At 59.3% G+C, this 24484-nt stretch carries 25 protein-coding genes and 1 tRNA gene; 6 read left to right on the plus strand and 20 right to left on the minus strand.

Going from position 1 to position 24484, the window contains the following annotated elements:
* The first annotated feature begins 29 nt into the window (after window positions 1–29).
* Genes AOA60_RS17305 through AOA60_RS17330 form a run of 6 tightly spaced genes read left to right on the plus strand, consistent with a single transcriptional unit; the run spans window position 30 to window position 9214 of the window.
* A complete protein-coding gene (locus AOA60_RS17305; RefSeq protein ID WP_099585492.1) occupies window positions 30–2897 on the plus strand; it encodes an aminotransferase class III-fold pyridoxal phosphate-dependent enzyme in 2868 nt (955 codons plus the stop codon).
* Window positions 2898–2906: 9 nt separating this feature from the next.
* The gene (locus AOA60_RS17310; protein WP_099585493.1) at window positions 2907–3644 is read left to right on the plus strand and encodes a 3-oxoacyl-ACP reductase family protein; all 738 of its coding nucleotides are present in this window, start codon (window positions 2907–2909) and stop codon (window positions 3642–3644) included.
* The gene (locus AOA60_RS17315; protein ID WP_074847537.1) at window positions 3641–4405 is read left to right on the plus strand and encodes an SDR family NAD(P)-dependent oxidoreductase; all 765 of its coding nucleotides are present in this window, start codon (window positions 3641–3643) and stop codon (window positions 4403–4405) included. The genes AOA60_RS17310 and AOA60_RS17315 overlap by 4 nt, the downstream gene beginning before the upstream one ends.
* A 2-nt stretch (window positions 4406–4407) precedes the next feature.
* Complete coding sequence (locus tag AOA60_RS17320) at window positions 4408–5691, plus strand: DUF1302 family protein (RefSeq protein WP_099585494.1); 1284 nt, start codon at window positions 4408–4410, stop codon at window positions 5689–5691.
* A 47-nt stretch (window positions 5692–5738) separates the two neighbouring features.
* Window positions 5739–6569, plus strand: a complete 831-nt coding sequence (locus AOA60_RS17325) for an outer membrane lipoprotein-sorting protein (RefSeq protein ID WP_099585495.1) — start codon at window positions 5739–5741, stop codon at window positions 6567–6569.
* Between the two features lie 35 nt (window positions 6570–6604).
* Window positions 6605–9214: an RND family transporter gene (locus tag AOA60_RS17330; RefSeq protein WP_099585496.1), complete on the plus strand. Its 2610-nt coding sequence runs from the start codon at window positions 6605–6607 to the stop codon at window positions 9212–9214.
* A gap of 102 nt (window positions 9215–9316) precedes the next feature.
* Here the strand turns inward: AOA60_RS17330 and AOA60_RS17335 are convergent, their stop codons facing one another.
* From AOA60_RS17335 to AOA60_RS17430, 20 genes are all read right to left on the minus strand, one after another.
* Complete coding sequence (locus tag AOA60_RS17335) at window positions 9317–9700, minus strand: MerR family transcriptional regulator (RefSeq protein ID WP_074847541.1); 384 nt, start codon at window positions 9698–9700, stop codon at window positions 9317–9319.
* 163 nt (window positions 9701–9863) lie between these two features.
* A complete protein-coding gene (locus AOA60_RS17340) occupies window positions 9864–10442 on the minus strand; it encodes an NAD(P)H-dependent oxidoreductase (RefSeq protein ID WP_065925899.1) in 579 nt (192 codons plus the stop codon).
* Between the two features lie 192 nt (window positions 10443–10634).
* Window positions 10635–10710, minus strand: a tRNA-Lys gene (locus AOA60_RS17345).
* A gap of 63 nt (window positions 10711–10773) precedes the next feature.
* Window positions 10774–11451, minus strand: coding sequence for a 7-cyano-7-deazaguanine synthase QueC (queC, locus tag AOA60_RS17350; RefSeq protein ID WP_099585497.1), 678 nt, complete (start codon window positions 11449–11451; stop codon window positions 10774–10776).
* Between the two features lies 1 nt (window position 11452).
* Window positions 11453–12100 carry a 7-carboxy-7-deazaguanine synthase QueE gene (gene queE, locus AOA60_RS17355; RefSeq protein ID WP_099585498.1) on the minus strand — a complete coding sequence of 216 codons (648 nt, stop codon included), beginning with the start codon at window positions 12098–12100 and terminating at the stop codon, window positions 11453–11455.
* A gap of 164 nt (window positions 12101–12264) precedes the next feature.
* On the minus strand, window positions 12265–13101 hold the full coding sequence (gene ybgF / locus AOA60_RS17360) for a tol-pal system protein YbgF (RefSeq protein WP_099585499.1): 837 nt from the start codon (window positions 13099–13101) through the stop codon (window positions 12265–12267).
* Between the two features lie 6 nt (window positions 13102–13107).
* On the minus strand, window positions 13108–13608 hold the full coding sequence (pal, locus tag AOA60_RS17365) for a peptidoglycan-associated lipoprotein Pal (protein WP_003209827.1): 501 nt from the start codon (window positions 13606–13608) through the stop codon (window positions 13108–13110).
* Between the two features lie 55 nt (window positions 13609–13663).
* A complete protein-coding gene (gene tolB / locus AOA60_RS17370; protein ID WP_174244834.1) occupies window positions 13664–14944 on the minus strand; it encodes a Tol-Pal system beta propeller repeat protein TolB in 1281 nt (426 codons plus the stop codon).
* 17 nt (window positions 14945–14961) lie between these two features.
* Window positions 14962–16035 carry a cell envelope integrity protein TolA gene (gene tolA, locus AOA60_RS17375; protein ID WP_032890917.1) on the minus strand — a complete coding sequence of 358 codons (1074 nt, stop codon included), beginning with the start codon at window positions 16033–16035 and terminating at the stop codon, window positions 14962–14964.
* Entirely contained in the window at window positions 16035–16487 is a 453-nt protein-coding gene (gene tolR / locus AOA60_RS17380; RefSeq protein ID WP_160384999.1) for a protein TolR, read from the minus strand. Before tolR ends, tolA begins: the two co-directional genes overlap by 1 nt.
* A gap of 23 nt (window positions 16488–16510) precedes the next feature.
* Window positions 16511–17206 carry a protein TolQ gene (gene tolQ, locus AOA60_RS17385; RefSeq protein ID WP_032890916.1) on the minus strand — a complete coding sequence of 232 codons (696 nt, stop codon included), beginning with the start codon at window positions 17204–17206 and terminating at the stop codon, window positions 16511–16513.
* Between the two features lies 1 nt (window position 17207).
* Window positions 17208–17663 carry a tol-pal system-associated acyl-CoA thioesterase gene (gene ybgC / locus AOA60_RS17390; protein WP_032890914.1) on the minus strand — a complete coding sequence of 152 codons (456 nt, stop codon included), beginning with the start codon at window positions 17661–17663 and terminating at the stop codon, window positions 17208–17210.
* A 139-nt stretch (window positions 17664–17802) separates the two neighbouring features.
* Window positions 17803–18861 carry a Holliday junction branch migration DNA helicase RuvB gene (ruvB, locus tag AOA60_RS17395; RefSeq protein WP_099585501.1) on the minus strand — a complete coding sequence of 353 codons (1059 nt, stop codon included), beginning with the start codon at window positions 18859–18861 and terminating at the stop codon, window positions 17803–17805.
* Window positions 18862–19473: a Holliday junction branch migration protein RuvA gene (gene ruvA / locus AOA60_RS17400; RefSeq protein ID WP_099585502.1), complete on the minus strand. Its 612-nt coding sequence runs from the start codon at window positions 19471–19473 to the stop codon at window positions 18862–18864. It lies immediately after the preceding gene.
* 68 nt (window positions 19474–19541) lie between these two features.
* Window positions 19542–20066, minus strand: coding sequence for a crossover junction endodeoxyribonuclease RuvC (gene ruvC, locus AOA60_RS17405; RefSeq protein WP_099585503.1), 525 nt, complete (start codon window positions 20064–20066; stop codon window positions 19542–19544).
* Between the two features lie 94 nt (window positions 20067–20160).
* Entirely contained in the window at window positions 20161–20907 is a 747-nt protein-coding gene (locus AOA60_RS17410; protein WP_099585504.1) for a YebC/PmpR family DNA-binding transcriptional regulator, read from the minus strand.
* Window positions 20908–21042: 135 nt separating this feature from the next.
* Window positions 21043–22818 carry an aspartate--tRNA ligase gene (gene aspS, locus AOA60_RS17415; RefSeq protein ID WP_099585505.1) on the minus strand — a complete coding sequence of 592 codons (1776 nt, stop codon included), beginning with the start codon at window positions 22816–22818 and terminating at the stop codon, window positions 21043–21045.
* Between the two features lie 107 nt (window positions 22819–22925).
* A complete protein-coding gene (locus tag AOA60_RS17420; RefSeq protein ID WP_010208103.1) occupies window positions 22926–23147 on the minus strand; it encodes an FmdB family zinc ribbon protein in 222 nt (73 codons plus the stop codon).
* A 170-nt stretch (window positions 23148–23317) separates the two neighbouring features.
* Window positions 23318–23659: a ribbon-helix-helix domain-containing protein gene (locus AOA60_RS17425; RefSeq protein ID WP_099585506.1), complete on the minus strand. Its 342-nt coding sequence runs from the start codon at window positions 23657–23659 to the stop codon at window positions 23318–23320.
* 180 nt (window positions 23660–23839) lie between these two features.
* Window positions 23840–24313: a Dps family protein gene (locus AOA60_RS17430; protein WP_099585507.1), complete on the minus strand. Its 474-nt coding sequence runs from the start codon at window positions 24311–24313 to the stop codon at window positions 23840–23842.
* Window positions 24314–24484: the final 171 nt, after the last annotated feature.

The following is a 24484-nucleotide window of genomic DNA, read 5'->3' on the forward strand; positions in this document are numbered from 1 at the left end:
CCCTCCCTCTTTTAAAGGACATGGCTGTGATGGATTACCGTGATTTTGTTCGCCCCAAGTTTGTCGATCTGCTTCAGGCCCTGGGGCTTGAGTGTGAGTTCAAACGGGCACTGGGCAGCAAATTGTTCTACCGCAACCGCCAAGGTGACGAAGTGACCGTCACCGATTTCCTCGGGGGCTACGGCGCGGCCTTGTTTGGCCATAACGACCCGCAGTTTGTCGAACAGCTCTGCACACTGCTGCGCAATGACGTGCCTTTTAACGCCCAGATGTCGGTCCGCGCCACGGCCGGTACGCTGGGACGCGCGTTGAGCGAAGCCTTCAATCGTGAATTGAAGAACAACGAACCGTACATCTCGACCTTTTCCAACAGCGGTGCCGAAGCAGTAGAAATTGCCGTCAAGCACGCCGAGTTTCGCCGCCAGAAAAACCTGCAGCGCCAGTTCGACGAACTGGACTTTACCCTGGCCCAACTGACCTCCAGCGACCGCGCCTACCGCGAAGTGGATGTGACTGACCTCGACTTGCCGGCAGGCCTGCTGCCTGCCCACCTGACCACGGCCACGGTGCGCCAGGTGGTTGAGGCGGTGCGTCAGCACAACCTCGCCGAGCTGCACGTCGAGCCGGTGTTCGTCGCGTTGCGCGGCAGTTTTCACGGCAAGTTGGTCAACACGGTACAACTGACCTATGGCCGACAGTATCGCCAGCCGTTCGCGCGCTTCGGCCTGAACGTGGAGTTCATTGACCCCCAGCAACCCCATCAACTCCAGGAGCTGCCGGGGCGCCACACCCGCCATTGGCTGAACGTGCAATGGTGCGGTGATCAACTGCTGGTCAAGCGTGATGCGTTCAGCGCAATCACCGCCGTATTGATGGAGCCTATCCAGGGCGAAGGCGGCATCATCGAGTTCGCGGCCGATTTTTATAAAGCCCTGCGCCGCCTGTGCAATGAGCAGCAGTGCCCGCTGATCATCGACGAGGTGCAATCCGGTTTCGGTCGTACCGGCACCTTCCTGGCCAGCAGTCATTTCAATCTGCAAGGCGACTACTACTGCCTGTCCAAGGCTCTGGGTGGTGGCTTGATGAAGATTGCGGCCACCGTGATTCGCAGCAGCCACTATGAGAAAGACTTCAGCTATATCCACAGCTCGACCTTCGCCGAAGACGACGCCTCCTGCCATATCGCCCTGGCGGCGCTCAATCGTCTGTTCGCCGATGACCAGGCGATGCTCAAGGACGTGCACACCAAGGGCGAATACCTCAAGGCCTCGCTGCTTGAGTTGAAGGCGGCCTACCCCGGGGTGATCGCCGACGTGCGAGGTCGCGGGCTGTTGCTCGGCATTGAACTGCACGACCAGAGCACCAACAGCTCGCTGGTACAGGCGTCGGCCCAATACAACGATGCCTTGGGTTACCTGATTGCCGGCTACCTGCTGCAATTCGAAGCCCTGCGCGTGGCGCCGTCGGGCAGCAACTCCAATGTGATCCGCCTGGAACCGCCCGCCTGCATCAGCTTCGCCGAGATCGACGGGCTGATCAAAGCCTTGCAGAAGGTCTGTGACTTGTTGCAACGCGGGGATGCATTCCCGCTGGCCGCCACCATTTGTCATGACTTGATCCCCGCTGTGGCGCCCCGCGACACCGGCTTCCAGGTCACCGCCCATGCCAATGCCCCGCAGGACACCCCCATCGTCGCCCGCGTGGCCTTTATCAATCATTTGATCGATGCCGACATCCTCGGTGATGTCGACCCTTCCCTTGGCCAACTGAGCACCGAGCAAAAACGTGTGTTCATGCAACGCACTGCGCCGGAACGCCGGGCAGCCCCCGTGGGCCCGGTGGTGATCCGCTCGCAATTGGGCATGGCCGTAGAGTTCACGTTGTACCCGCTGTGCATGGACTCCAACGCCATGGCGGACTACATCATCAGTGGCGACCTCGACGTGATTCGCAAAGAAGTCGGCAATCGCATCCTGGATGCCCGCGCCGATGGCTACCGCGTCGCGGGCCTGGGTATGTATACCTCCATCGTGACCAACAACTGCCAGGCCCTGAAAATCCCGGACATGGCGCTGACCTCCGGCAACGCCTTGACCATCGGCATGGGCCTGGAAGCCATCGAGCAAGGCTGCAAGCAACAGGGGCTGGAGCTGCAGGCGCAGACGGCGGCCGTGGTCGGCGCGGCCGGCAACGTGGCGTCGACCTATGCGTCGCTGCTGTCAGCCACGGTCGACCACTTGATCCTGATCGGCAGCGGCCGCGATGGCTCGGTACGCCGCCTGGAAAAAACCGCTCAACTGATCTACGCCGACGCTGCCCGCTCGATTATCAAGGGCACGGCCACCGAGGATCTGCTGGCGCAGCGCCTGCTCAAAATCGACGGTATCCGTGCACTGCTGAGCGAATACGGCAACAGCACACAGCTGGGGTTGCAGGTCTCGCGCTTGGTGCAGGAGCGACTGGGTGCCAACGCCTTCATTACCGTCACCGATGACCTGCATGCCCTCAAGCAGGCGCGCATCGTCCTGTGTGCGGCAAACGCGGCGCAGCCGTTTCTCGACGCCGGGCATTTTGCCGAACACAGCGTGATCTGTGACATCGCCGTGCCGTTGAACGTTGATCAGGCGATCAATAGCCAGCGCAGCGACGTGCTGTACATGCACGGCGGCATCGTGCAGACGCCATTCGACGATGGGTTGGCGCCGAATGTGCGGGCCTACCTGAAACAGGGCCAGTTGTATGCCTGCATGGCCGAGTCTGTGCTCATGGGCCTGGCGGGGATCACCCAGCATTACTCCTACGGCGACATCAGCCGCGAGCAAGTGCAGCAGATTCGTGCCTTGGCGGCGATCCATGGCTTTGGCCTGGCGCAGTTCAAGACCCACAACTCACTCTAAGGAACGGCCATGTCTTCTAAAACAGCGGTAGTCACCGGAGGCAGTCGCGGCATCGGCAAAGCGGTCGTCCTGGCACTGGTCGAGGCCGGCTACCAGGTCGCGTTCAACTACGTGCGTGACGAGGCGGCGGCCCTGGCGGTACGTGATGAAGTCGAAAAGCTCGGTGGCGAATGCTTCACGGCGCAGTGCGACATCAGTGACGCCCACAGCATCAAGGTGTTTTTCGAACAGGTTGAACAGCGCTTCGAGCGCATCGACCTGCTGGTCAATAACGCCGGCATCACGCGCGATGGATTGCTGGCGACACTCTCCACCGAGGCCATCTGCGCGGTGATCCAGACCAACCTGATCGGCACTCTGCTCTGCTGCCAGCAGGTGGTGCCCGGCATGATGCGCCAGCGTCAAGGCTGCATCATCAACCTCAGTTCAGTAGCTGCGCAAAAGCCTGGCAAAGGGCAAAGCAGCTACGCCGCCGCCAAGGGCGGTGTGGAGGCGCTGACACGCGCCCTGGCGGTTGAGTTGGCACCGCGCAATATCCGCGTCAACGCGGTCGCACCGGGAATCGTCAGCACCGACATGACCGCCGCCTTGCTCGAAACCCACGAGCAGGAAGTGCAGTCGCGACTGTTGATCAAGCGTTTTGCCGTGCCGGGGGACATTGCCGAAGCCGTGCTGTACCTCGCCGAGCGCGCAACCTATGTGACCGGCGAAGTACTGTCGGTCAACGGCGGGCTGAAAATGCCATGAATACACCCAGAACGTTTTTGATTACCGGCGCCGCCAACGGTATCGGCCGGGCAGTGGCGGAACATTTCGCCAACGACCCGGCCCACCGCCTGATCCTGGTGGACCGTGACGTGGCATCGCTGCAGGACTGGGTCGGCGCCGCAACCTTTGCCGCGAGCGTCGAGACCCATGGCGTCGATATCGCTGACCTTGCCAGCGTGCAGGGGTTATTCAACGACCTGTCGGCGCGCCTCGGTTTTATCGATGTACTGGTCAACAGCGCCGGGGTCTGCAACGAGAATGAACCAGAGGACCTGGACAACTGGCACAAGGTGATTTCCGTCAATCTGAACGGCACCTTTTATGTCACCTCGCTGTGCCTGCCACTGCTGGCGGATCGCGGCCGCATCATCAACTTGTCGTCGATCCTTGGTCGCATCGGCAAGGTCCGCAACACCGCGTACTGTGCCTCCAAGCACGGCATTATCGGCATGACCAAGGCTCTGGCACTGGACCTGGCGCCGCGCCGAATTACCGTAAACGCGATTCTGCCAGCCTGGATCGATACGCCGATGCTGCAGGGCGAGCTGGCAACGCAAGCCAGTATTGCCGGGATCAGCCAGGAGCAGATCCTGCGCAATGCCAAGAAAAAGCTGCCCTTGCGCCGTTTTATCCAGGCCGATGAAGTCGCCGCCATGGTGCGTTACCTGGTCAGCCCTGAGGCCTCCGGGGTCACGGCCCAGAGCCTGATGATCGATGGCGGCGCCGGGTTGGGGATGTAGTCATGAGCACAGCATTGTTCACGCGCAGCCTGTTGCTCGGCCTGGTATCGCTGGCGCCGCGACTGGCCGGTGCAGACCTGTTGCCCGCCCATGCCGATGCGGAAGTAGGACTGGCCAGTGCCTTGCGCCTGCACGGCGACGATCCTGTCACCCAGAAGGCGGCGTATTTCAAGGCCAACCTGGAAGACAACTGGGACAGCGGCTACTACAAGGCCAAGGGCCGGGTGCGCTACGACGCGCGCTATGACGGGCATAACCCTTACAGCCAGGAGGCACGGGATGACTACCGCTTCAGTGCCGATTGGCGACACCTCTACTGGGGCCAGTACCTGGGCGACGGTGAAGTCACCGTAGGTTGGCAGCAAGTGGTCTGGGGCCGCGCCGACGAGCTGCGGGTGCTGGACCAGGTCAACCCCATCGACTATCGCGAAGGGGTCACGGCCTTGCTTGAAGACAGCCGCATCGCCGTGCCGATGGTGCGCCTGACCCAGCCCGTGGGCGAGTGGGAAGTGGAAGCCCTGTGGATCACCGACTTCCTGAAAAACCAGGCACCGGCCCAGGGCAGCGAGTTCGACGCACCGCTGTTCGCAGTCCCGGACCCGGACCTGTTCGTGATCGATTCGAAGCCGGACTACAGCGGGCAGAAAGGTTTTTCCTATGGCATGAGCGCCAACGGCAGGATCGGCTCGGTGGACGCCAGTTTTGTCGCCCTCAACGCCCGCCAGCAGGACCCGGTGTATGCGGTCGAAGGCATCGCCGACGATCAGCGCGTGCTCCTGGAGCGCCAGTTCCCACGTTACAGCATGGGCGGCGCAGGCCTGGCGATCGATGCCGGCCACAGCTTCGTGGTGCGCAGCGAGGTGGCCTACTTCGATCGCTGGCACGTCACCAACCCCTACCGCACCCACGGCAGCAGCCAGAGCCCGATGTTCAAGTCATTGCTGGGGGTCGACTACCTGCTGCGCAACTGGCTGATTTCCGTGCAATGGCAGGAGCAGCAGTTACTGGACTGGCAAATGGGCATGGTGCAGGACAAACGCCAGCCGTTGTTCACCCTGTCCGCCGAGGGCAATCACCTGCGTGACCGCCTCAAGTCCCGCCTGGTCCTGGCCATGTCACCGCCTGCCAAAGACGACGCTTTGCTGCAAGGCATCTTCACCTACACCCCAGTGGACTGGCTGAAGCTGGGCCTGGAGGTGGATGTGTTTTTTGGCAAGGAAGACCGCACTTTTGGCCAGTACCGCCAACGCGATCAACTGCGCGTGTCCGCCGGCTACCTGTTCTGAGCCCTGAACTGATCTCAATAAAACCCTCTTCAAGAAAAGGAAATTCTATGTTGCCGCCCCTCAAGGTCTTGACCGCCAGCCTCCTGATGCTGACCAGCATGGGGGCATTGGCCGCCCCGAACGCCGACGACATCATTCGTCAGGCCCGTGACCGCAATGACGGCAAGAGTTTCATGTCGCAGGTGTCGTTGATCCTGCTCGACAAGCAAGGCAATAGCCGGGTGCGGGAGTTCAGCTACCTGCAAAAGGATTACCCGGACAGTGACAAGTTCACCATGTACTTCTCGGCGCCCAACGATGTGCGCAACGTCGCCTTCCACATCGAAAACCCCCACGAAGCACTGAATGCCGAGGACAGCCAGTGGATGTACCTGCCGGTCAGCCGACAGACCCGTCGGATCTCGACCACCGATAAGCGTGGCGCGTTTATGGGCAGCGATTACTCCTACGCGGACTTGGACAAGATCCGCGCCGAAGACTACCGCCAGACACTGATGGGCGAGGAGAGCATGGGCGGGCGCGAGTGCTACGTCATCGAGCGCACGCCGGTGTCTGCGCAGATTCTCGCCAAGACTGGCTACAACCAGCTCAAGGTGTGGATCGACAAGCAAAACAACCTGGTCATGCGCCAGGATTTCTTCGACGTCAAAGGCGTGATGTTCAAGCAGATGCGTACGCTGAAAGTCGAGACGGTCGATCAAATCGACAGCATCACCCTCAGCGAAACCGAAGACTTCATCGCCGGCACGCGCTCCCAACTGCGGTTCAACCAGTTGCAGTACAACGTCGAACTGGACGATTGGCTGTTCAACCAGACCGCAATCAAGCGCGGCCTGAAAACCGGCGACCTGCCTGAATTTGCCGTATCCGCCCGCTGAATACTGCGCCTGCCTTTCGTGGAACCGATTGAACTATGGAAAGATACCTGAACTTCGTTGAGCGCTATGCGCGCACGATTGTATTTGTGCTGGTGGCGATCACGGCCTACTTCACCTATACCCTCGGCTCGCTGATGTCGGACACCAACCCCTACTTGCTCAAGGAAAGCCACCCGGCGCGCAAAACCATTATCGACCTGCAGCACGAGTTCACCGGCACCTATGACTCGGTCATGGTGGCCCAGAGCAATGCGCACAGTGTATTTAACACGCAGTCGCTCAACGCGCAGTTCGAAATCTCCCAGGCCCTTCGACGGCTGATGCTGGCCAATGCCGACGATGAAGTCGAGTTGCGCCGTGTTGTCGGCCAGCACGAAAACGACAGCCGCGCCCAACTGTTGGCCAGCGATATCCTCGGCGGCGGGTTTAACCAAAACGACTATGCCCAAGCCAAAGCTCTGCGCGATCACGCCCGCAACCAGGGCTGGGCAGAACGAGACCAGCAGTTTCTGACGTTCCTGGCGGAGCGGATTAACCCCATCCAGGAAATGGCCTCGATGGCCGACCTGGAAAACATCAGCCTGAGCGCCGATGGCGAACTGTGGATTCACAAGACCCTGCACGGCCTGGACATGGACCCGCAGGTCGTCGAAGCGCAGATCATGGGCAACGAGCAAATGGTTGGCGGGGTGGTCTCCCCTGACAAGAAAGTCGCGGTGGTGGTGGCCGAGCTGGGCACCAAGCAGGACGACGCCCAGGCGCAACTGCGGGCGTACCAGCAGGTACGCCAGATCGTCGCGGACTATCAGAGCAAACATCCGCAATTCACCGATGAAGTGTTTATTGCCGGGACGCCGATCTTCATCGCAGCCCAACAAGAGATCATCGATCACGACCTGGCGCTGCTGTTTCCTATCGTGTTCCTGCTTGTGACTTCCATGCTGGTGTTTTTCTTTCGCAAGCCGCTGGGTGTGTTCCTGCCGCTGTTCAATATCCTCTTCTGCACGATCTGGACGCTGGGGCTGATGGCCTTGTTAAAAGTGCCCATCGACCTGCTCACCAGTGTGCTGCCGGTATTTTTGTTCACCATCTGCTGCGCCGACGCGATACATGTGATGGCTGAGTACTATGAGCAACTCAATGCCGGCAAGACGTACCGCGAGGCCAACCGCGAGACCATGCGCCGCATGGTCGTACCGGTGGTGCTGACCACCGTGACCACCATCGCCACCTTTATGATCTCCACCACCAACAACATCGTCAGCATCCGAAACTTCGGGGTGTTCATGTCCATCGGGCTGACGGCCGCCCTGATCATCTCGCTGCTGTTGATTCCGGCGTGGATTTCCATCTGGGGCAAAGATCAGCCGCCGCGTAAAACCGTGCACAAAGAGTCGATCATCTCGCGCTACCTGGTAGCTTTCTGTGCCCGCCTGATCCGCTGGCGCAAACCGGTGCTGCTGGTCAGCTTGCCGTTGTTGGCACTGATGACGGTGTTTACCTTCATGGTCGATATCGAAGACTCGGGCATCGCATACTTCAAGAAAGACAGCCCGGTGCGCGTGTCCGATGAGTTCATCAACCGCTCCCGGATCGCGGGCACGTCCCCCGGCTGGATAGCGTTCGACACCAAGACCCCGCGTGGGGCGTTGACCACGGAGACCGTGCAGTTCCTCGACAAGCTCGATCATTTTCTCAAGTCTCAGCCAAACGTCAGTTACACCTATTCGGTGGCGGCTTACGTCAAGCGCATGAACCTGGTGCTCAATGATATGAACCCCGAGTACCTGCGGGTCCCACAGGCCCTGGAGCAGGTGACATCGGTCAACGATGAGGGGCAGACGGAAACCTTTGAGGTCGACGGTAACTCGCTTATCGAGCAACACATCATGATGTTCGAGAACGGCGGTGGTTCAGACTTGCAGAACGTACTGAATGCCGACTACTCCAAGGCCTTGACGCTCTACACCATGACCTCTTCGGTGGCCAGCGACTACAAGGCCATGCTCGATCGCCTGGACGCCTGGCTGCTGGTAAACAAGCCGGCCAATCTGCAGGTTACCCATGCCGGTACGCCAAAAATATGGACCGGCATATTGGCCGAGATCACCCAGGGCCAGGTCCTGAGCTTCTCGCTCGCGTTGCTGGTGGTCACGCTGATGATGATGTTCTGGCTGAAGTCCGTCCGGCTGGGCATTCTGGGCATGCTGACGCTGCTGACCACGTCGGTGACGGTATATGGCTTTATGTACCTGTTGGGCATCGAGCTGAATATCGGCACGACGCTGGTGACGTTCCTGGTCGTGGGTGTGGTGGATTACGCGGTGCACCTGCTGTCGCGCATCAAGCTGCTGGTTCAGCAAGGTATCCACGTGGACGAGGCGATCCTGACGGCGATGCACAGTGTCGGGCGTTCGACAGTGGTCAACGTGGTGATTTTCTCGGTGGGCTTCCTTGCCCTGCTGTTTTCCGCCTACAAGCCGGTCATTGACTTGGGAACACTGGTAGCGCTGGCCCTCTTCTCCAGCGGCGTCATGACCATCCTGTTAGTGACCTTGATATCTCCGTGGTTCTTTGCAGCCATTGTGCCCGAGCAGCGCACTGATGAACGCGAGCACCCAGGACGCGAGGGCGCCTTGAGCTAGAGGCTGGAACGGACGACGCCGGCCATAGCCATTGAGTAACCAGGGGTTGCCGGCGTTTCCGAACAGCACACAACGCTTCATGAGGTCATGCAGCACGTTCGTTCAGGCCGTTTTGGAAAGATGTTCAAACTGGCATTGATACTGGGCGTCCTTGAGGCTGCTCTCGAACTGTTCAAGGCCGTCGTAGATACTTTGCAAGCCTTCGATCTGGTTTTTCAGTTCCAGCTTTTTATCCGCAATCGCCTGGTTGGCCAAATCCCACGGCAGCTCCTGGCCCCGGTGATCCTGAAGGATCGCCTGCATTTCCTTGAGCTTGAAGCCCAACTGCTGAGCGCATTTGATAAACGTCAGCAGCTCAACGCTTTGCTGGCTATAGACCCGATACTTCCCTTCGCGCACCGGCGGCGGCAGCAAACCAATGTCTTCATAGTGGCGGATCGTCTTGACTGTCGTGCCCGACAACTGGGCAGCTTTGCCGATATACATGTAAAAGTCCTTTTTTATGGCGCAGAAGAGGCGCGTACTTTGGCGCGCCGCATCTTCACACATGTCTACGGGGTCGGAAACCCGAAGGTGGCAAAAGGCAGTGTAATTGGCAGGGATAAAGCCGGCATCGCCTGCTGCAAGGCGATGCTGTGCAACGGCTATGTCAGCGGCAAGCAATAGCCTGGGCTTGCTTGAGCCAGGCTTCGCGCTGGGAGTCGCCGGAACCGAGGATCGGCCCGAACGTGAGGGTCTTCAATGGTTTGATGCCGCAGAACTCCAGGGTAGTCTTGCGCATCTGGTGCAGGCCCGGCATGCAGTAGACCCACTTGTAGTACCACGGCGGGGTATCCATCGTGACCAGCAGGTGGGCCGTGCGCCCCTTCAAAAGCTTGTCGGGAAAGGCTTTGCCTTCGCGATACTTGAAGGCAAATCCGGGAAGGAATATCCGATCGAAGAAGCCTTTCATCAGGGCCGGAATTCCGCCCCACCAGATGGGATAGACAAACGCCAGGTGCTCAGCCCACGTGATATCGGCCTGGGCCTTGAGCAGATCGGGCTCCAGCAACTGAACCTGTTTGTAGCCATCGTGCAGCACTGGATCAAACCGCAGTGCATCCAGGCGTAACAGACGCACATCGTGCCCGGCCTCTGTGGCCGCCTTCACATAGGTGTCGGTCAATGCCCCACAGAAACTGTCGGTTGAGGGGTGCCCCAGAATCACCAGTACTCGCTTGCTCATCATCACTTCATCCTGAAAAGTCGAGCGGCCAGGATAGGGTGTGCCCGTAACAGGAGAGTCAACAGGGAGGTTTGCCAAATGCTGGTATAGCTTGGGTGCATTGCGCACCGGCAGGTAAGCCCCAAAACGCAGGCAAAAAAAAACCCGGAAATCCTCACTTGCGTGGGCCTTCCGGATTTTCTAAACCGCCAAAAATGGTGGGTCGTGTGGGATTCGAACCTACGACCAATTGGTTAAAAGCCAACTGCTCTACCAACTGAGCTAACGACCCGCTGTGTGGTGGCGCGTATAATACTGATTTCTAAGGATTATTCAACACCTTATTTGAAATAAATCAGAAATAACGCGTTGGGTCCGTAATTCCGGCCATTTGGAAGCCCTCTGCACGCAGTCGGCAGGCGTCGCATTTCCCACAAGCACGACCGCCTTCGTCTGCCTGATAGCAGGAAACAGTCAGCGCGTAATCGACGCCAAGTCCTACGCCAGCCTTCACGATATCGGCCTTGCTCATGTTTTGCAGCGGCGCCTGGATACGAAACCCCTGCCCTTCCACACCGGCCTTGGTCGCAAGGTTGGCCATGCGCTCGAACGATTCGACGTACTCCGGGCGGCAGTCCGGGTAACCGGAGTAATCCAGCGCGTTGACACCGATAAAGATGTCGCGGGCGTTCAGCACTTCGGCCCAGCCGAGGGCCAGGGATAGAAACACTGTGTTGCGTGCCGGTACGTAAGTGACGGGGATGCCTTCCGAGGGCGCCTCTGGCAGGCCGATGGTGCTGTCAGTCAAGGCCGAACCGCCCATGCCCCCCAGATTCAGGCCAACCACCTTGTGCTCAACCACACCGAGGTCGCGGGCGACACGCGCAGCCGCGTTCAATTCAGCGCGGTGACGCTGCCCGTAGTCGAAACTCATGGAATAGCAGCTGTAGCCTTGTGCTCGGACCATGGCCACCAACGTGGCGGAGTCGAGACCACCGGACAGCAGAATGACTGCACGCTTTTGATCCGTCATCTCAGCGCCCTGGCTCGTCGTTCCACAGGTATTTATGCAGCTGCAATTGCAGGCGTACGGGCAAGTTATCGGCAACTACCCAGTCGGCCAGATCGCGTGCGTTCAAGTCATGGTGGCTGGGGGAGAACAGCACTTCACCGGCACGGCGGTCGAGGCCGTACTGGATCAGCTTGGAGTTGGCCCAGTCATAATCCTCACGGGAACAGATAACGAACTTGACCTGATCGTTGGGCGTCAGCAGTTCGATGTTCTCGTAAAGGTTGCGGTGCGCTTCCTTGGAACCAGGGGTCTTGAGGTCGACCACTCGGCTCACACGCGGATCTACCGCGGAAATATCCAGGGCGCCACTGGTTTCCAGGGACACCTCGTAACCGGCGTCACACAACTGCTTGAGCAAAGGAATGGCGTTGGGCTGGGCCAGGGGCTCGCCGCCGGTCACACAGACGTAGCGCGGCCGGTAGCTGGCAACTTGCTCAAGAATGTCGTCAAGAGTGCGCACGGTGCCGCCACTGAAGGCGTAGGCGCTGTCACAGTATTGGCAACGCAACGGGCAGCCGGTCAGGCGCACAAATACTGTGGGCAGGCCGGCGGTGCGCGTTTCACCCTGCAACGAGTAAAAAACTTCGGTGATGCGTAATGTGTCTTGCATAGTCGCCACGGGCGTAACAGCTAAACAGGCTGTCCGCCTCCGTCAGGCACTTCAAGAAACCCCGCCAACGCGTAGGCCCCAGGAAGCGGGTGTCATAAAAGGGCGTGGATTCTAACGAAAAAACCCGCGCCAGGCGCGGGTTTCTTCTAAACGGGCGGCATCGCTTACAAGCGTTGCAGATCCCGTTGGGCCAACTGTGCGGCAGAGGTGCCCGGGTATTGGGCAACAACCTGCTGCAGAATGCCTTTAACCTTGTCGGCATGACCGAGGCGGCGTTCTACGTCAGCGAGTTTGTACAGCGAGTCCGGCACCTTGGCGTGCTTGGGGTACAGTTGGCTGACCTTGGCAAATGCCTGGCCCGCCCCTTGCAAATCACCTTTTGCCAGGTTCACCTCACCCAACCAGTACTGGGCGTTGCCCGCGTACTGGCTGTTTGGGTAACGGCCCAGGAATGCGGTGAAGGCCTTGCTGGCCTTGTCGAAATCCTTGGCTTTAATCAGGTCGAAGGCTGCATCGTAATACAGCTTTTCCTTCGCCGGATCACCCGGTTCGCTGCTGGCTGCGGGGGCTTGGCTCGCGGCTGCGGCCCCTGCTGCTGCACCACCGGCAGCGGCGCTTGGCGCACCACCGGCAGAAGAATTATCAGGAGTAGCGGCAGGTGTAACACCGGCTCCTATACGTCGATCAAGATCCTGGTAACGCTCCAGGCCTTCTTGCTTCAGCTGACGCACTTCATTCTGCAGAACTTCAATGGTGCCTTGTTGCTGCGCCAATTGATCCTGCATGCGTTGCAGCTGGTTGAACAGTTCGCCCTGTGCCGAGGGGGCGGACGTAGCCGCCCCCCCAGCATAGGCGCCGTTCGTGCCATAACCTGCTGGCGGATAGCTGCTCCCGCTATTGTTATAGCCAGAGTTGCTATCTTCCACAGGAACCGCAGCCCACACCGCAAGCGGTGCAAAGCTGAGAGCCAATACAGTTAGAGCACGACGGCACGTTCGCATGACGAATTACTTACGCAGTTCGACGCGACGGTTTTGAGCCCAGGACTGCTCGTCGTGGCCAGTAGCAACTGGACGCTCTTTACCGTAGGAAACCAGTTCCAGTTGGCCTGGAGCAACACCTTGCAGTACCAGGTAGCGCTGAACGGCTTTCGCACGACGCTCGCCCAGTGCCATGTTGTACTCACGAGTACCACGTTCGTCGGTGTTACCTTCCAGAACAACGCGAGCGCCGTTAGCTTTCAGGTCCTTCGCGTGAACGTCCAGAGCGCGCATGGCTTCTGGTTTCAGGTCCGAACTGTCGTATTCGAAGTAGAAAGTGGTGATAGCGCGCAGAGCAGCTTCTTCGCTCAGGGAGCCGTCAACTGCACCAGTGTTAGCGCCGTAACCAGCGTTTGGATCAACAGCTGCGCCTTCACCGGCATTGTCGCCGCCTTTAGACGAGCAACCAACGGCTACGGACAGAGCCAGAGCCAGAGCAGCAAACTTACCAAACTTCAGCATTTCCATCGTGAAACTCCTAATGAACCCCAGTGTGTTAAGTACTTCTTTTTGTAGCGCCGCGTCAGTTCAGGTAAGGGGACCAGGACGGTTCTCTGACTTCGCCTTGAGCGGTAGGAAGCGGGAGCCTTACGCGTCCATTAATGGACACGAGCATCAAGACTCCCCGGCCCTGCTGGCGGGTGGCGTAGATTACCATGGTGCCGTTGGGCGCAACAGTAGCTGACTCATCAAGGTTGGTATCTGTGAGGATTTTTACGGTTCCGCGCTGCAAATCCTGGGCCGCAACCCGGAAATTAGTGAAACCATCCTGACGGTGAATCATCACCAACGTCTTTTCATCAGCCGAAAGCTTAGGGTTGGCGTTGTAGTTACCAATAAAGGTCACTCGTTCCGCACCGCCGCCACTCACGCTCGATTTGTAGATTTGTGGCTTGCCGCCCCGGTCAGAGGTGAAATAGATGGTCGAACCATCCTTGCCCCAGAACGGTTCAGTGTTGATACCCGGGCCGCTGGTCACACGATTGATCTGGCGCGAAGCCATGTTCATCACGTAGATATCCGGATTGCCGTCCTTGGACAGCACGAACGCCAGGCGCGAACCATCCGGCGACCAGGCTGGCGCACCGTTGAGGCCTTCGAAGTTGGTGATCTGCTCACGACGGCCAGTATCGATATGCTGGACGAAGATGCGCGGACGCTTCTGTTCGAAAGACACGTAGGCGATACGCTTGCCGTCCGGCGCGAAGCGCGGCGACAGGATTGGCTCACGCGATTGCAGCAGGGTCACGGCACGTGCGCCGTCGTAGTCCGAGCGCTGCAGGGTGTAGCGAGTGTTATCTACAGAGAAACGCTCAGCCGTTACGTAAAGCAGGCGTGTCGAGAACGCACCTTTGATACCGGTGAGTTTTTCAAACGACTGGTCCGAGATGTAGTGGGCCATGTCGCGCAGTTGCTCGGTGGTGCCCGAAACGCTGCCGGTCAGGACCTGCTGCTCGGTGGCCACGTTGAACAAGGTGTACTGGATTTGCAGGCGACCGCCGGCCGGCACGATGTTGCCGACCATCAGGTACTGGGCACCAACGGCTTTCCAGTCACGGAACACGACTTCGCTGGCCTGGTTCGGCTGGCTGATCATGTTGCCTTTCGGAATCGGCGCGTAGTAACCGGAGTTACGCAGGTCGTCGCTGACGATCTGGGCCATGTCATCCGGCAGCACGCTACCGCCCTGCCAACCGAACGGAACTACAGCAATCGGGGTGGCCCGGTCGCTACCGCTGGTTACCAGGATGTTTTTTTCATCCGCCGCCGCTATCCCTGCCATACAGCAAATAACGACAAGCATTCCTCGAAGAAGGTTTCTCACAAGGCTAGATCCTCAGGTGTGAATGTCATCTTGAATGAACGATAGGGAGCGAAGTCGCTTGGTTTCATTCCCTGCATCTCGGTCAACCGGCCAATGTTCTTGACCGCGGCAACCGCCGAACTGTCGAACGAACCGTCACCACTGGACTTGGCCACGCTGACCGAAGTCACCGTACCGTCCGGCAACATGCCGATCTGCAGCACTACTGTCATGCCTTTGCGTGCCGAAGGTGGACGTGTCCAGCCTTCTGCTGCCCGTGCCCGAATCAGGTCGTCGAAACTGCCCGCGACTTCATCACCACGTTCATCGGCCAAGGCTTGCTGACGCTGCGGCGTGTCGGAGAGCAAATCTGCCAAGGCCTGGGCCTTTTTCTCTTCGGCGGATTTACGCGCTGCTTCCTGGGCCTTTTTCTTGGTGGCATCGGCGGCAGCTTTCTTCTTCGCGTCGTCGGCGATCTTCTTCTTCGCCTCGTCTGCTTCAGCTTTTTTCTTGGCGTCTTCGGCGGCTTTCTTCTTCGCGTCTTCGACTATCTTCTTCTTGGCTTCTTCAGCGGCCTTTTTCTTGGCCTCTTCTTCGGCAGCTTTTTTCGCTTCTTCTTCAGATTTCTTCTTGGCTATATCAGCCAATTGTTTCTCTTCAGCTTTTTTAGCTTCGGCAGCTTTCTCGGACTTCTTGGCTTCATCAGCCTTTTTCGCCTCGTCGGCCTTCTTCGCTTCGTCAGCCTTTTTCGATTCCTCGGCCTTTTGAGCCGCCTCTTCTTTCTTTTGTTCCGCAGCAGCCTTCACCGCTTCCTGCTCGACCTTCTTCTGTTCCATCTGTTCGACTTCAGTCTGGCGCGCAGCCGACTTCTGGGCCTCACCCGCAATCTTCTGATTGGTCTGGGTGGTGGCCTGACTCTTCGATTTCAGCTGATACAGGGTCGCCTGCACGATCGGCTTGGCTGGCGGCAGGTCCGGGGTCATGGCAAAGCTGACGAACAGCATGCCAAACACCAGGACGTGCAGGGCAATTGCCCAGACGCTAGGCCAGAAGTAGCTTTCCGAGGCGGACGGCTCTCGCTGTTGCTGCATCAGGGCGCCTCGGTAATCAAGCCAACGTTACCGACGCCGGCCTTCTGCAGCCCGCCCATGGCGCCCATGACGGAGCCATAGTCGACCGACTTGTCGCCGCGAATGAACACCTGCGTGTGCTTGCCGCCTTCGTTGCCGGAGCGAATGATCTTGGTCACCGCATCGGTCATCGCCGGCAGGGTCAGGGCCTTGTCCTGCTGCTTCTGAGTGTCGACTTCGCTGCCAAGGTTCCAGTAATAGGTCTTGTCAGCCTTGATCGAAATGGTCAGTACCTGGGTGTTGTTGTCCTGGGGCAAGGCTTCGCTGGAAACCTTGGGCAGATCAACCTTCACGCCCTGGTTGAGCATCGGCGCGGTCACCATGAAGATCACCAGCAGCACCAGCATCACGTCGATGTAAGGCACTACGTTCATCTCGGCGACCGGCTTGCGCTTGGTTCGAGCTCGAGTGATTAAAGCCATCGGGGAGTACCTGCTTATTCTTCGCTGGTGTGCACTTTACGGTGCAGGATCGCCTGGAATTCATCGGCGAAGGTGTAGTAACGGCCTATCAGGTTCTCGCCGCGTGCGGCAAAACGGTTGTAAGCGATAACGGCCGGGATAGCGGCGAACAGACCGATCGCGGTGGCGATCAGGGCTTCGGCGATGCCGGGGGCCACAGTGGCCAGGGTCGCTTGCTGGGCCTGGGCCAGGCCACGGAAGGAGTTCATGATCCCCCACACGGTACCGAACAGACCGATGTAGGGGCTGACCGAACCGACGGTGGCAAGGAACGGCAAGCTTTGCTCAAGCTTCTCTTCCTCGCGGGAGATGGCGACGCGCATGGCACGGGCCACGCCTTCCATCACCGCTTCCGGGTCTACACCCGGCTGCTGGCGCAGGCGCGAAAATTCCTTGAAGCCGGCACGGAAGATCTGCTCCACGCCTGAGTCCGGGTCCGGGTTGCTGCCGGCCTGGCGGTAGAGCTTGGACAGGTCGATACCCGACCAGAAGCGCTCTTCAAAGCTCTCCAGGGCACGTCGACCGGCACGCAGCAGGTTGCTGCGCTGAAAAATCATGACCCAAGAGGTAACCGATGCGGCTACCAGGATCAGCATCACCAGTTGAACCACAACACTGGCATTGCTGACCAGGCTCCACATGGAGGAATGGTCGACGACGGTAGGTTCCACGCTAAATCTCCTGCTTTGATTGTTTACCCGCGCCGCTCACGGCGGCAAAGGCCGCACGTAGAGTTTCGGGAATGGCCCGAGGTTTCAAACTGTTGGTGCGCACACACGCCACCAGGAACTGCCCCTCACAGAGCAGCGTTGCATCCGTGGCCCGCCTGACCTGCTGCTTGAAACGCAGGCTGGCACGGTTCAATTCGATTACTTCAGCGCTGACCAGCAGCTCGTCGTCCAGTCGCGCCGGCGCGTGGTAACGCGCCTCGCTGGAATGCACGACGAATAACAGGTCCTCCCCTGCCAGCTGGGATTGGGCAAAGCCCAGCTCCCGTAGCCGCTCGGTTCGAGCCCGCTCCATGAACTTGAGGTAATTGACGTAATAAACGATGCCGCCAGCATCAGTGTCCTCGTAATAAACGCGACAGCGATGTGCGAACGACTGATCCCCGTTTTGCGCGCGCATACTCTAGTGCTTACTCCTGAGGTTGCCAATCCGGCTGGGCAACTGTTTTTGCATTCTCGCGAACATTTCCAATGACTGAATGACGACGCCAGACACTGGGACAGCACAAACCTCGAATAAATCGACTCAACTGATGCTTTTAATCGTCCACTGCATCGAGGAATTCGTCTACCACGGGCATCTCACCCAATCGTGACGGAATGTTTAACCCAAAGTGCAGATAAGCGTGACGCGTCACCACCCGCCCCCTTGGCGTGCGCATGATGTAGCCCTGTTGGATCAGGTACGGCTCCAGCACGTCCTCAATGGTATGACGCTCTTCACTGATGGCCGCAGCCAGGCTGTCGACGCCCACCGGCCCACCGTCGAACTTCTCGATCATGGTCAAGAGTAGACGTCGATCCTGGTGATCGAAACCATGTTCGTCCACGTCCAGCAGGTTGAGCGCCAGGTCAGCCACGGCTTTGGTGATATGCCCTTTGGCCCGCACTTCGGCAAAATCGCGCACCCGGCGCAGCAAACGGTTGGCGATCCGTGGCGTGCCACGGGCCCGGCGCGCAATCTCGAACGCACCTTCCGGGTCCAGCGGCAAGCCAAGGATGCTCGCCGAACGGCTGACGATGGTTGCCAGGTCCGTCGTGCTATAGAACTCAAGACGTTGAACAATGCCGAAACGGTCTCGCAACGGGTTGGTCAGCATGCCCGCACGGGTGGTCGCGCCCACCAGGGTGAACGGCGGCAGGTCGAGCTTGATCGAGCGCGCCGCGGGGCCTTCGCCGATCATGATGTCGAGCTGGAAATCTTCCATCGCCGGGTACAGCACTTCCTCGACAATGGGCGACAGTCGGTGAATCTCGTCGATAAACAGCACATCGTGGGGTTCGAGGTTGGTCAGCAGCGCCGCCAGGTCACCCGGCCGCTCCAGCACCGGCCCGGAGGTGGACTTGATCGACACGCCCATCTCATTGGCAATAATCATCGCCAGGGTGGTTTTACCCAGCCCCGGCGGACCGAAAATAAGCGTGTGATCCAGGGACTCACTGCGCCCGCGCGCAGCCTGGATAAACAACTCCATCTGTTCGCGCACGGTGGGCTGGCCGATGTAGTCGGCCAGGCTCAGGGGGCGGATGGCCCGATCCTGGACTTCTTCACGGTCGCGCGGGCCAGTGGCCGCGATCAGACGATCAGCTTCAATCACTTAAATCATTCCCTTCAGGGCGCGGCGGATCATGTCTTCAGCACTCAGGTTCTTGTCCTTGATGGCCGACACCGCCTTGCTGGCTTCCTGAGGCTTGTAGCCGAGGGAGATCAGCGCATTGACGGCATCACTTTCAGCGCTGGCGACTTGCGCAGCAGGCATGTCCGGCTGGTTCGGCACCAGGGCAAACATGCTCGGCACGACCTCCCAGGCCTTGAAGCGGTCTTTGAGTTCTACCAGCAGGCGCTCGGCGGTTTTCTTTCCGACGCCAGGCACCTTGGTCAACGCCGAGGTGTCCTGGGCTGAAACGGCACGTACCAATTCGTCCACTTCCAGGCTCGACATCAAGGCCAGCGCGAGCTTCGGCCCTACGCCATTAAGGCGAATCAGCTCACGGAAGAAGTCCCGGTCACGCTTGCCGATGAAACCATAGAGTAGTTGCGCGTCTTCGCGCACCACCAAATGGGTGTGCAGCGTTATCGACTCACCGACCGACGGTAGGCGATACAGGGTGGTCATGGGCACTTCAAGCTCATACCCCAACCCGTTTACATCCAGAATCAGGTGCGGCGGCTGTTTCTCAGCCAGGGTGCCGCGCAAACGTCCAATCACGGTTCAGATCCTTAAAGCGTGGGGGTCAGATCAAGGCCTGACCGCACATTTCGATTGCGCCGATGCTATCAGAGACGCAGCCGCCCGCCACGACTGCGTGCAGTGCCCAAGCCGTGCGGCAGCAGGCTGGAACGGGTGTGCGCATGGCAAATGGCGATGGCCAGGGCGTCGGAGGCGTCGATCTGCGGCTTCGAGGTCAGCTTGAGCATGTGCATGACCATCATCTGCACCTGTTCTTTATTGGCCGCGCCGGTGCCGACCACGGCCTGCTTGACCTGGGTCGCGGTGTACTCGGCGATTTCCAGGCCCTCTTCGGCGCCGGCGACGATTGCGGCGCCACGGGCCTGGCCAAGTTTCAACGCCGAATCGGCGTTCTTTGCCATGAACACCTTTTCGATGCCCATGGTCACCGGCCCGTAGGTCTGGATCACTTCCCGCACACCGCGATAGACAATCTGCAGGCGCTCGGCCAACTCGCCCGCGCCGGTGCGAATGCAACCCGACGCGACATAGACGCAGCCGCGCGGGGTGTGTTGCACCACACCAAAACCGGTGATGCGCGAACCGGGGTCGATACCTAGGATTAAAGTCATAACGCCTGCGGGTTGGATGAAAACTATTTTGATACAGAGAAAATCCAATGTGGGAGGGTGCTTGCCCCTCCCACATCTGGATCTACATCGTCCGTCAGACCAACTGTTCGGCTACGGACTCGGGGATGTCAGCGTTGGAATAGACGTTCTGCACATCATCCAGGTCTTCCAGCATATCCAGCAGCTTCAGTACCTTCTGTGCACCGTCCAGGTCCAATTCGGCGCTGGTGGTCGGCAGCATCACAATTTCCGCGTCAGTACCTTTGAAACCGGCAGCTTCGAGCGCATTACGCACGGCGTAGAAGCTGGCAAACGAGGTAAACACATCGATGGAGCCGTCGTCATTGGTGACAACGTCGTCGGCATCAGCCTCCATCGCCGCCTCCATCAGCGCATCCTCATCCACACCCGGAGCGAAGGAAATCTGGCCCTTGCGTTCAAACAGGTAGGCCACCGAACCGTCAGTGCCGAGGTTGCCACCGCACTTGCTGAACGCATGACGCACGGCAGCGGCCGTGCGGTTGCGGTTATCGGTCATGCACTCGACCATTACCGCCACACCGCCCGGGCCGTAGCCTTCGTAGGTCAGCTCGACCATGTCGTCGGTGTCGGCCGCACCGGCACCACGGGCCACGGCGCGGTCGATGATGTCGCGGCTCATGTTGGCGCCCAGAGCCTTGTCCAGCGCCAGGCGCAGGCGCGGGTTGGAGCCTGGATCACCGCCGCCTTGACGGGCAGCGACGGTCAGCTCGCGGATCCACTTGGTAAAAATCTTGCCTTTCTTGGCATCCTGACGCTCTTTGCGGTGCTTGATGTTCGCCCACTTGGAATGGCCAGCCATAACACAACTCCGAAATTCTCTAGAAACCTTGATCAATCCCGCCCCAGGCGAGATACAGCTCTTTAACGCAAAGGCGCATCCGAGGATGCGCCTTTTTGACTGTGTAAAACCCTATAGCGCTTTCGCGCAGCAGCCTTACTCAGCCTTTGGCGTCTCGCGCAGACGGATATGCAGTTCGCGCAACGCCTTGGCATCCACCACGCCCGGTGCCTGGGTCATGACGTCCGCAGCACTCTGGGTTTTCGGGAAGGCGATCACTTCACGGATCGACTGGGCGCCGGTCATCAGCATCACCAGGCGGTCAAGGCCGAAGGCCAGGCCACCGTGAGGCGGCGCGCCATATTTCAGGGCGTCGAGCAGGAAGCCGAATTTCTCTTCCTGTTCCGCTTCGTTGATGCCCAACAGGCGGAAGACCGCTTGTTGCATCTCTTTGCGGTGGATACGGATCGAACCGCCACCCAGCTCGGTACCGTTGAGCACCATGTCGTACGCACGGGACAGCGCGCCGGCCGGGTTGGCTTCCAACTCCTCGGGCGAGCACTTCGGTGCAGTGAACGGGTGGTGCAAGGCGCTGAAGCTGCCGTCGTCGTTCTCTTCGAACATCGGGAAGTCGACCACCCACATCGGTGCCCACTTGCAGGTCAGCAGGTCCAGGTCGTGGCCCAGCTTGATGCGCAGCGCGCCCAGGGCTTCGCTGACGATCTTGGCTTTGTCGGCACCGAAGAACACGATGTCGCCGTCGACTGCGCCGACGCGATCCAGGATCGCGTTGAGGTTGTCCAGCGGAATGTTTTTCACGATCGGCGATTGCAGACCGTCAACACCGTTGGCGCGCTCGTTGACCTTGATGTACGCCAGGCCCTTGGCACCGTAGATGCCGACGAACTTGGTGTAGTCGTCGATCTGCTTGCGCGGCATGCTCGCGCCGCCAGGCACGCGCAGGGCGGCGATGCGGCATTTCGGGTCGTTGGCCGGGCCGCTGAAGACTTTGAAATCAACTTCTTTGAGTTGGTCGGCAACGTCCACCAGTTCCAGCGGGTTACGCAGGTCTGGCTTGTCGGAACCGTAGCGGCGCATGGCTTCTTCGAAAGTCATGTGCGGGAATTCGCCGAATTCCAGGTCCAGCACTTCCTTGAACAGGTTGCGGATCATCTGCTCGGTCAGGCCCATGATCTCTTTTTCATCGAGGAAACTGGTCTCGATGTCGATCTGGGTGAATTCCGGCTGACGGTCGGCGCGCAGGTCTTCATCGCGAAAGCACTTGGCGATCTGGTAGTAACGGTCGAAGCCGGCCACCATCAGCAGTTGCTTGAACAACTGCGGCGATTGCGGCAGGGCGAAGAACGAACCGGCGTGAGTACGGCTAGGCACCAGGTAGTCGCGTGCGCCTTCCGGGGTGGCCCGGGTCAGGATCGGCGTTTCGACGTCGAGGAAGCCGTTTTCGTCGAGGAAGCGGCGGATGCTGGTGGTCATGCGCGAACGCAGGCGCAGCTTCTCGGCCATTTCCGGACGACGCAGGTCCAGGAAGCGATAGCGCAGGCGGGTTTCTTCGCCGACGTCGGAGTATTCGTTGAGTGGGAACGGCGGGGTTTCCGACTCGTTCAGCACTTCCAGCTCATAACCCAGCACTTCGATGCCACCGGACGCCATGTTTGCGTTCACGGCACCGGCCGGACGCAGGCGGACCTTGCCGGTGATCTTCACGACGTACTCGCTGCGCACGCGGTCAGCGGCGGCGAAGCTCTCGGCGCGGTCCGGGTCGAATACCACTTGGGCCAGACCATCACGATCACGGATATCGAGGAAGATCACCCCGCCGTGGTCGCGGCGACGGTGAACCCATCCGCAAAGGGTAATTTCCTGACCATCCAGGGTCTCGTTCAGTTGGCCGCAATAGTGGCTGCGCATCATGGTCGTGGTTTCACTTCTCGTAATTCGAAATTCGGTGGAGGCTTGCCTCGTCACCGCACAGTTAAGCAGGGGACGGATAATGCAGGAGCCTGCGCATGGAGTTCAACTCAGTCGGCTTTGTCGCCGCCGGCCAGATTCTTCTTCGAGCCGGTCTTGAAATCGGTCTCGTACCAGCCGCTGCCGCTCAGGCGGAAGCCTGGCATGGACAACATCTTCTTGAGCTCGGGTGCCTGGCAGGCCGGGCAATCGACCAGCGGCGCGGCGCTGATCTTCTGGATGGCTTCCAACTGGTGACCACAGGAAGCACATTGATAGTCGTACATGGGCATGGCGATGTCTCGGCGATCAAATCGTTACTGCGCCACGCCTGCCCAAAAGATAAAGCCTCGGCACGCGCAGCAAAGCGCGGGATTATATCTGGTAAATCGAGGCAGCGCAGCCGGCTTTCTGCCCGGAGCCTGGTCCACCTCGACGGCGGACCGGCCCCAAAGCCTAACAATCACTCCGGGGTTGGCGACGTAGCACGACCTTTTAACAGATGAACCACGCACACCACCCTGACCAAGCCACTGAAGTTCTTCACGCCTCCATAGCGCAAGTGCACTTCCCGATCGACATAAGACAGCAATGCACTGACAGAGCAGGCATTGATCCTGGCGATTTCCGTGAGGATATTCCAATAGATCTGCTCAAGCCGCAGACAAGTGGAAAACCCATTGAGTCGCACCGATCGGGACAATGGCTTGGCCAGCCCCATATCGAACCCCTTGGCGAAGGGGTCGACGTTTATCTTATGAAAACCACCGGTTTCCATCACTCCAGTATCCACTCCACGTGACATACACCTGACACTCCATTGCCAAACAGCAGCCCACGGGGTCTCCCATGAGGCAGTGGCCCTATAAAACAGCAGGACGAGACAGGCAGCCAGAAGACGGGACGTTGATAAGCGTAGGACAACGCCAGGAAATGCGTGGAAACCAGCAAGTGGCGCCCGATCGGCGCCACTCCGGTTCGAGGTTTACTGGTTTTCGAGCAGCGAGCGCAGCATCCACGCGGTTTTTTCGTGAACCTGCATGCGCTGGGTCAACAGGTCCGCCGTCGGCTCATCGCTGACTTTGTCGAGCAACGGGAAGATACCGCGCGCGGTACGGGTGACCGCTTCCTGGCCCGCCACCAACTGTTTGATCATTTCTTCTGCGTTGGGTACACCCTCCTCTTCCTTGATGGAAGACAGACGGGCATAGATCGAATAGGCACCCGGCGCCGGGAAACCCAGGGCACGGATACGCTCGGCAATGGAGTCCACTGCCAGCGCCAGTTCGTTGTACTGCTCTTCGAACATCAAGTGCAGCGTCCGAAACATGGGGCCCGTGACGTTCCAATGGAAGTTGTGGGTCTTCAGGTACAGTACATAGGTATCGGAAAGCAGGCGTGAAAGCCCATCGACGATGGATTTACGATCTTCTTCGCTGATACCGATATCGATTGCCATGTTTATCCCCTTCAATTGACTAGCATTCATTGATCAGGTGCAGGACCACTGTAGCAAGAGTGCTGCTGACGCGCAGCCCGCCGAGGACAAGGTGCGGCAAATGGTCCCGCGCTTCACGCGCTTTTCGCCGGCAGGCACGTCTTTGAGCACGGCCGGAGTTTCACCGCCGTC

The sequence above is a fragment of the Pseudomonas sp. 2822-17 genome, assembly GCF_002742485.1.
GTDB classification, from domain to species: Bacteria; Pseudomonadota; Gammaproteobacteria; order Pseudomonadales; family Pseudomonadaceae; genus Aquipseudomonas; species Aquipseudomonas cyclaminis.

Excerpts from the sequence above, each read along its gene's own strand:
- ybgC (WP_032890914.1), bottom strand. The coding sequence starts at position 17,663 with ATGCGCGCGCAAAACGGGGATCAGTCGTTCGCACATCGCTGTCGCGTT.
- AOA60_RS17420 (WP_010208103.1), bottom strand. The coding sequence starts at position 23,147 with ATGCCCATGTACGACTATCAATGTGCTTCCTGTGGTCACCAGTTGGAA.
- queC (WP_099585497.1), bottom strand. The coding sequence starts at position 11,451 with ATGACGGATCAAAAGCGTGCAGTCATTCTGCTGTCCGGTGGTCTCGAC.
- AOA60_RS17410 (WP_099585504.1), bottom strand. The coding sequence starts at position 20,907 with ATGGCTGGCCATTCCAAGTGGGCGAACATCAAGCACCGCAAAGAGCGT.
- AOA60_RS17320 (WP_099585494.1), top strand. The coding sequence starts at position 4,408 with ATGAGCACAGCATTGTTCACGCGCAGCCTGTTGCTCGGCCTGGTATCG.
- AOA60_RS17325 (WP_099585495.1), top strand. The coding sequence starts at position 5,739 with ATGTTGCCGCCCCTCAAGGTCTTGACCGCCAGCCTCCTGATGCTGACC.
- ruvC (WP_099585503.1), bottom strand. The coding sequence starts at position 20,066 with ATGACTTTAATCCTAGGTATCGACCCCGGTTCGCGCATCACCGGTTTT.
- AOA60_RS17430 (WP_099585507.1), bottom strand. The coding sequence starts at position 24,313 with ATGGCAATCGATATCGGTATCAGCGAAGAAGATCGTAAATCCATCGTC.
- AOA60_RS17425 (WP_099585506.1), bottom strand. The coding sequence starts at position 23,659 with ATGTCACGTGGAGTGGATACTGGAGTGATGGAAACCGGTGGTTTTCAT.
- AOA60_RS17340 (WP_065925899.1), bottom strand. The coding sequence starts at position 10,442 with ATGATGAGCAAGCGAGTACTGGTGATTCTGGGGCACCCCTCAACCGAC.
- AOA60_RS17315 (WP_074847537.1), top strand. The coding sequence starts at position 3,641 with ATGAATACACCCAGAACGTTTTTGATTACCGGCGCCGCCAACGGTATC.
- ybgF (WP_099585499.1), bottom strand. The coding sequence starts at position 13,101 with ATGCGAACGTGCCGTCGTGCTCTAACTGTATTGGCTCTCAGCTTTGCA.
- tolB (WP_174244834.1), bottom strand. The coding sequence starts at position 14,944 with ATGCTTGTCGTTATTTGCTGTATGGCAGGGATAGCGGCGGCGGATGAA.
- pal (WP_003209827.1), bottom strand. The coding sequence starts at position 13,608 with ATGGAAATGCTGAAGTTTGGTAAGTTTGCTGCTCTGGCTCTGGCTCTG.
- aspS (WP_099585505.1), bottom strand. The coding sequence starts at position 22,818 with ATGATGCGCAGCCACTATTGCGGCCAACTGAACGAGACCCTGGATGGT.
- AOA60_RS17310 (WP_099585493.1), top strand. The coding sequence starts at position 2,907 with ATGTCTTCTAAAACAGCGGTAGTCACCGGAGGCAGTCGCGGCATCGGC.
- AOA60_RS17305 (WP_099585492.1), top strand. The coding sequence starts at position 30 with ATGGATTACCGTGATTTTGTTCGCCCCAAGTTTGTCGATCTGCTTCAG.
- AOA60_RS17335 (WP_074847541.1), bottom strand. The coding sequence starts at position 9,700 with ATGTATATCGGCAAAGCTGCCCAGTTGTCGGGCACGACAGTCAAGACG.
- AOA60_RS17330 (WP_099585496.1), top strand. The coding sequence starts at position 6,605 with ATGGAAAGATACCTGAACTTCGTTGAGCGCTATGCGCGCACGATTGTA.
- queE (WP_099585498.1), bottom strand. The coding sequence starts at position 12,100 with ATGCAAGACACATTACGCATCACCGAAGTTTTTTACTCGTTGCAGGGT.
- tolA (WP_032890917.1), bottom strand. The coding sequence starts at position 16,035 with ATGCAGCAACAGCGAGAGCCGTCCGCCTCGGAAAGCTACTTCTGGCCT.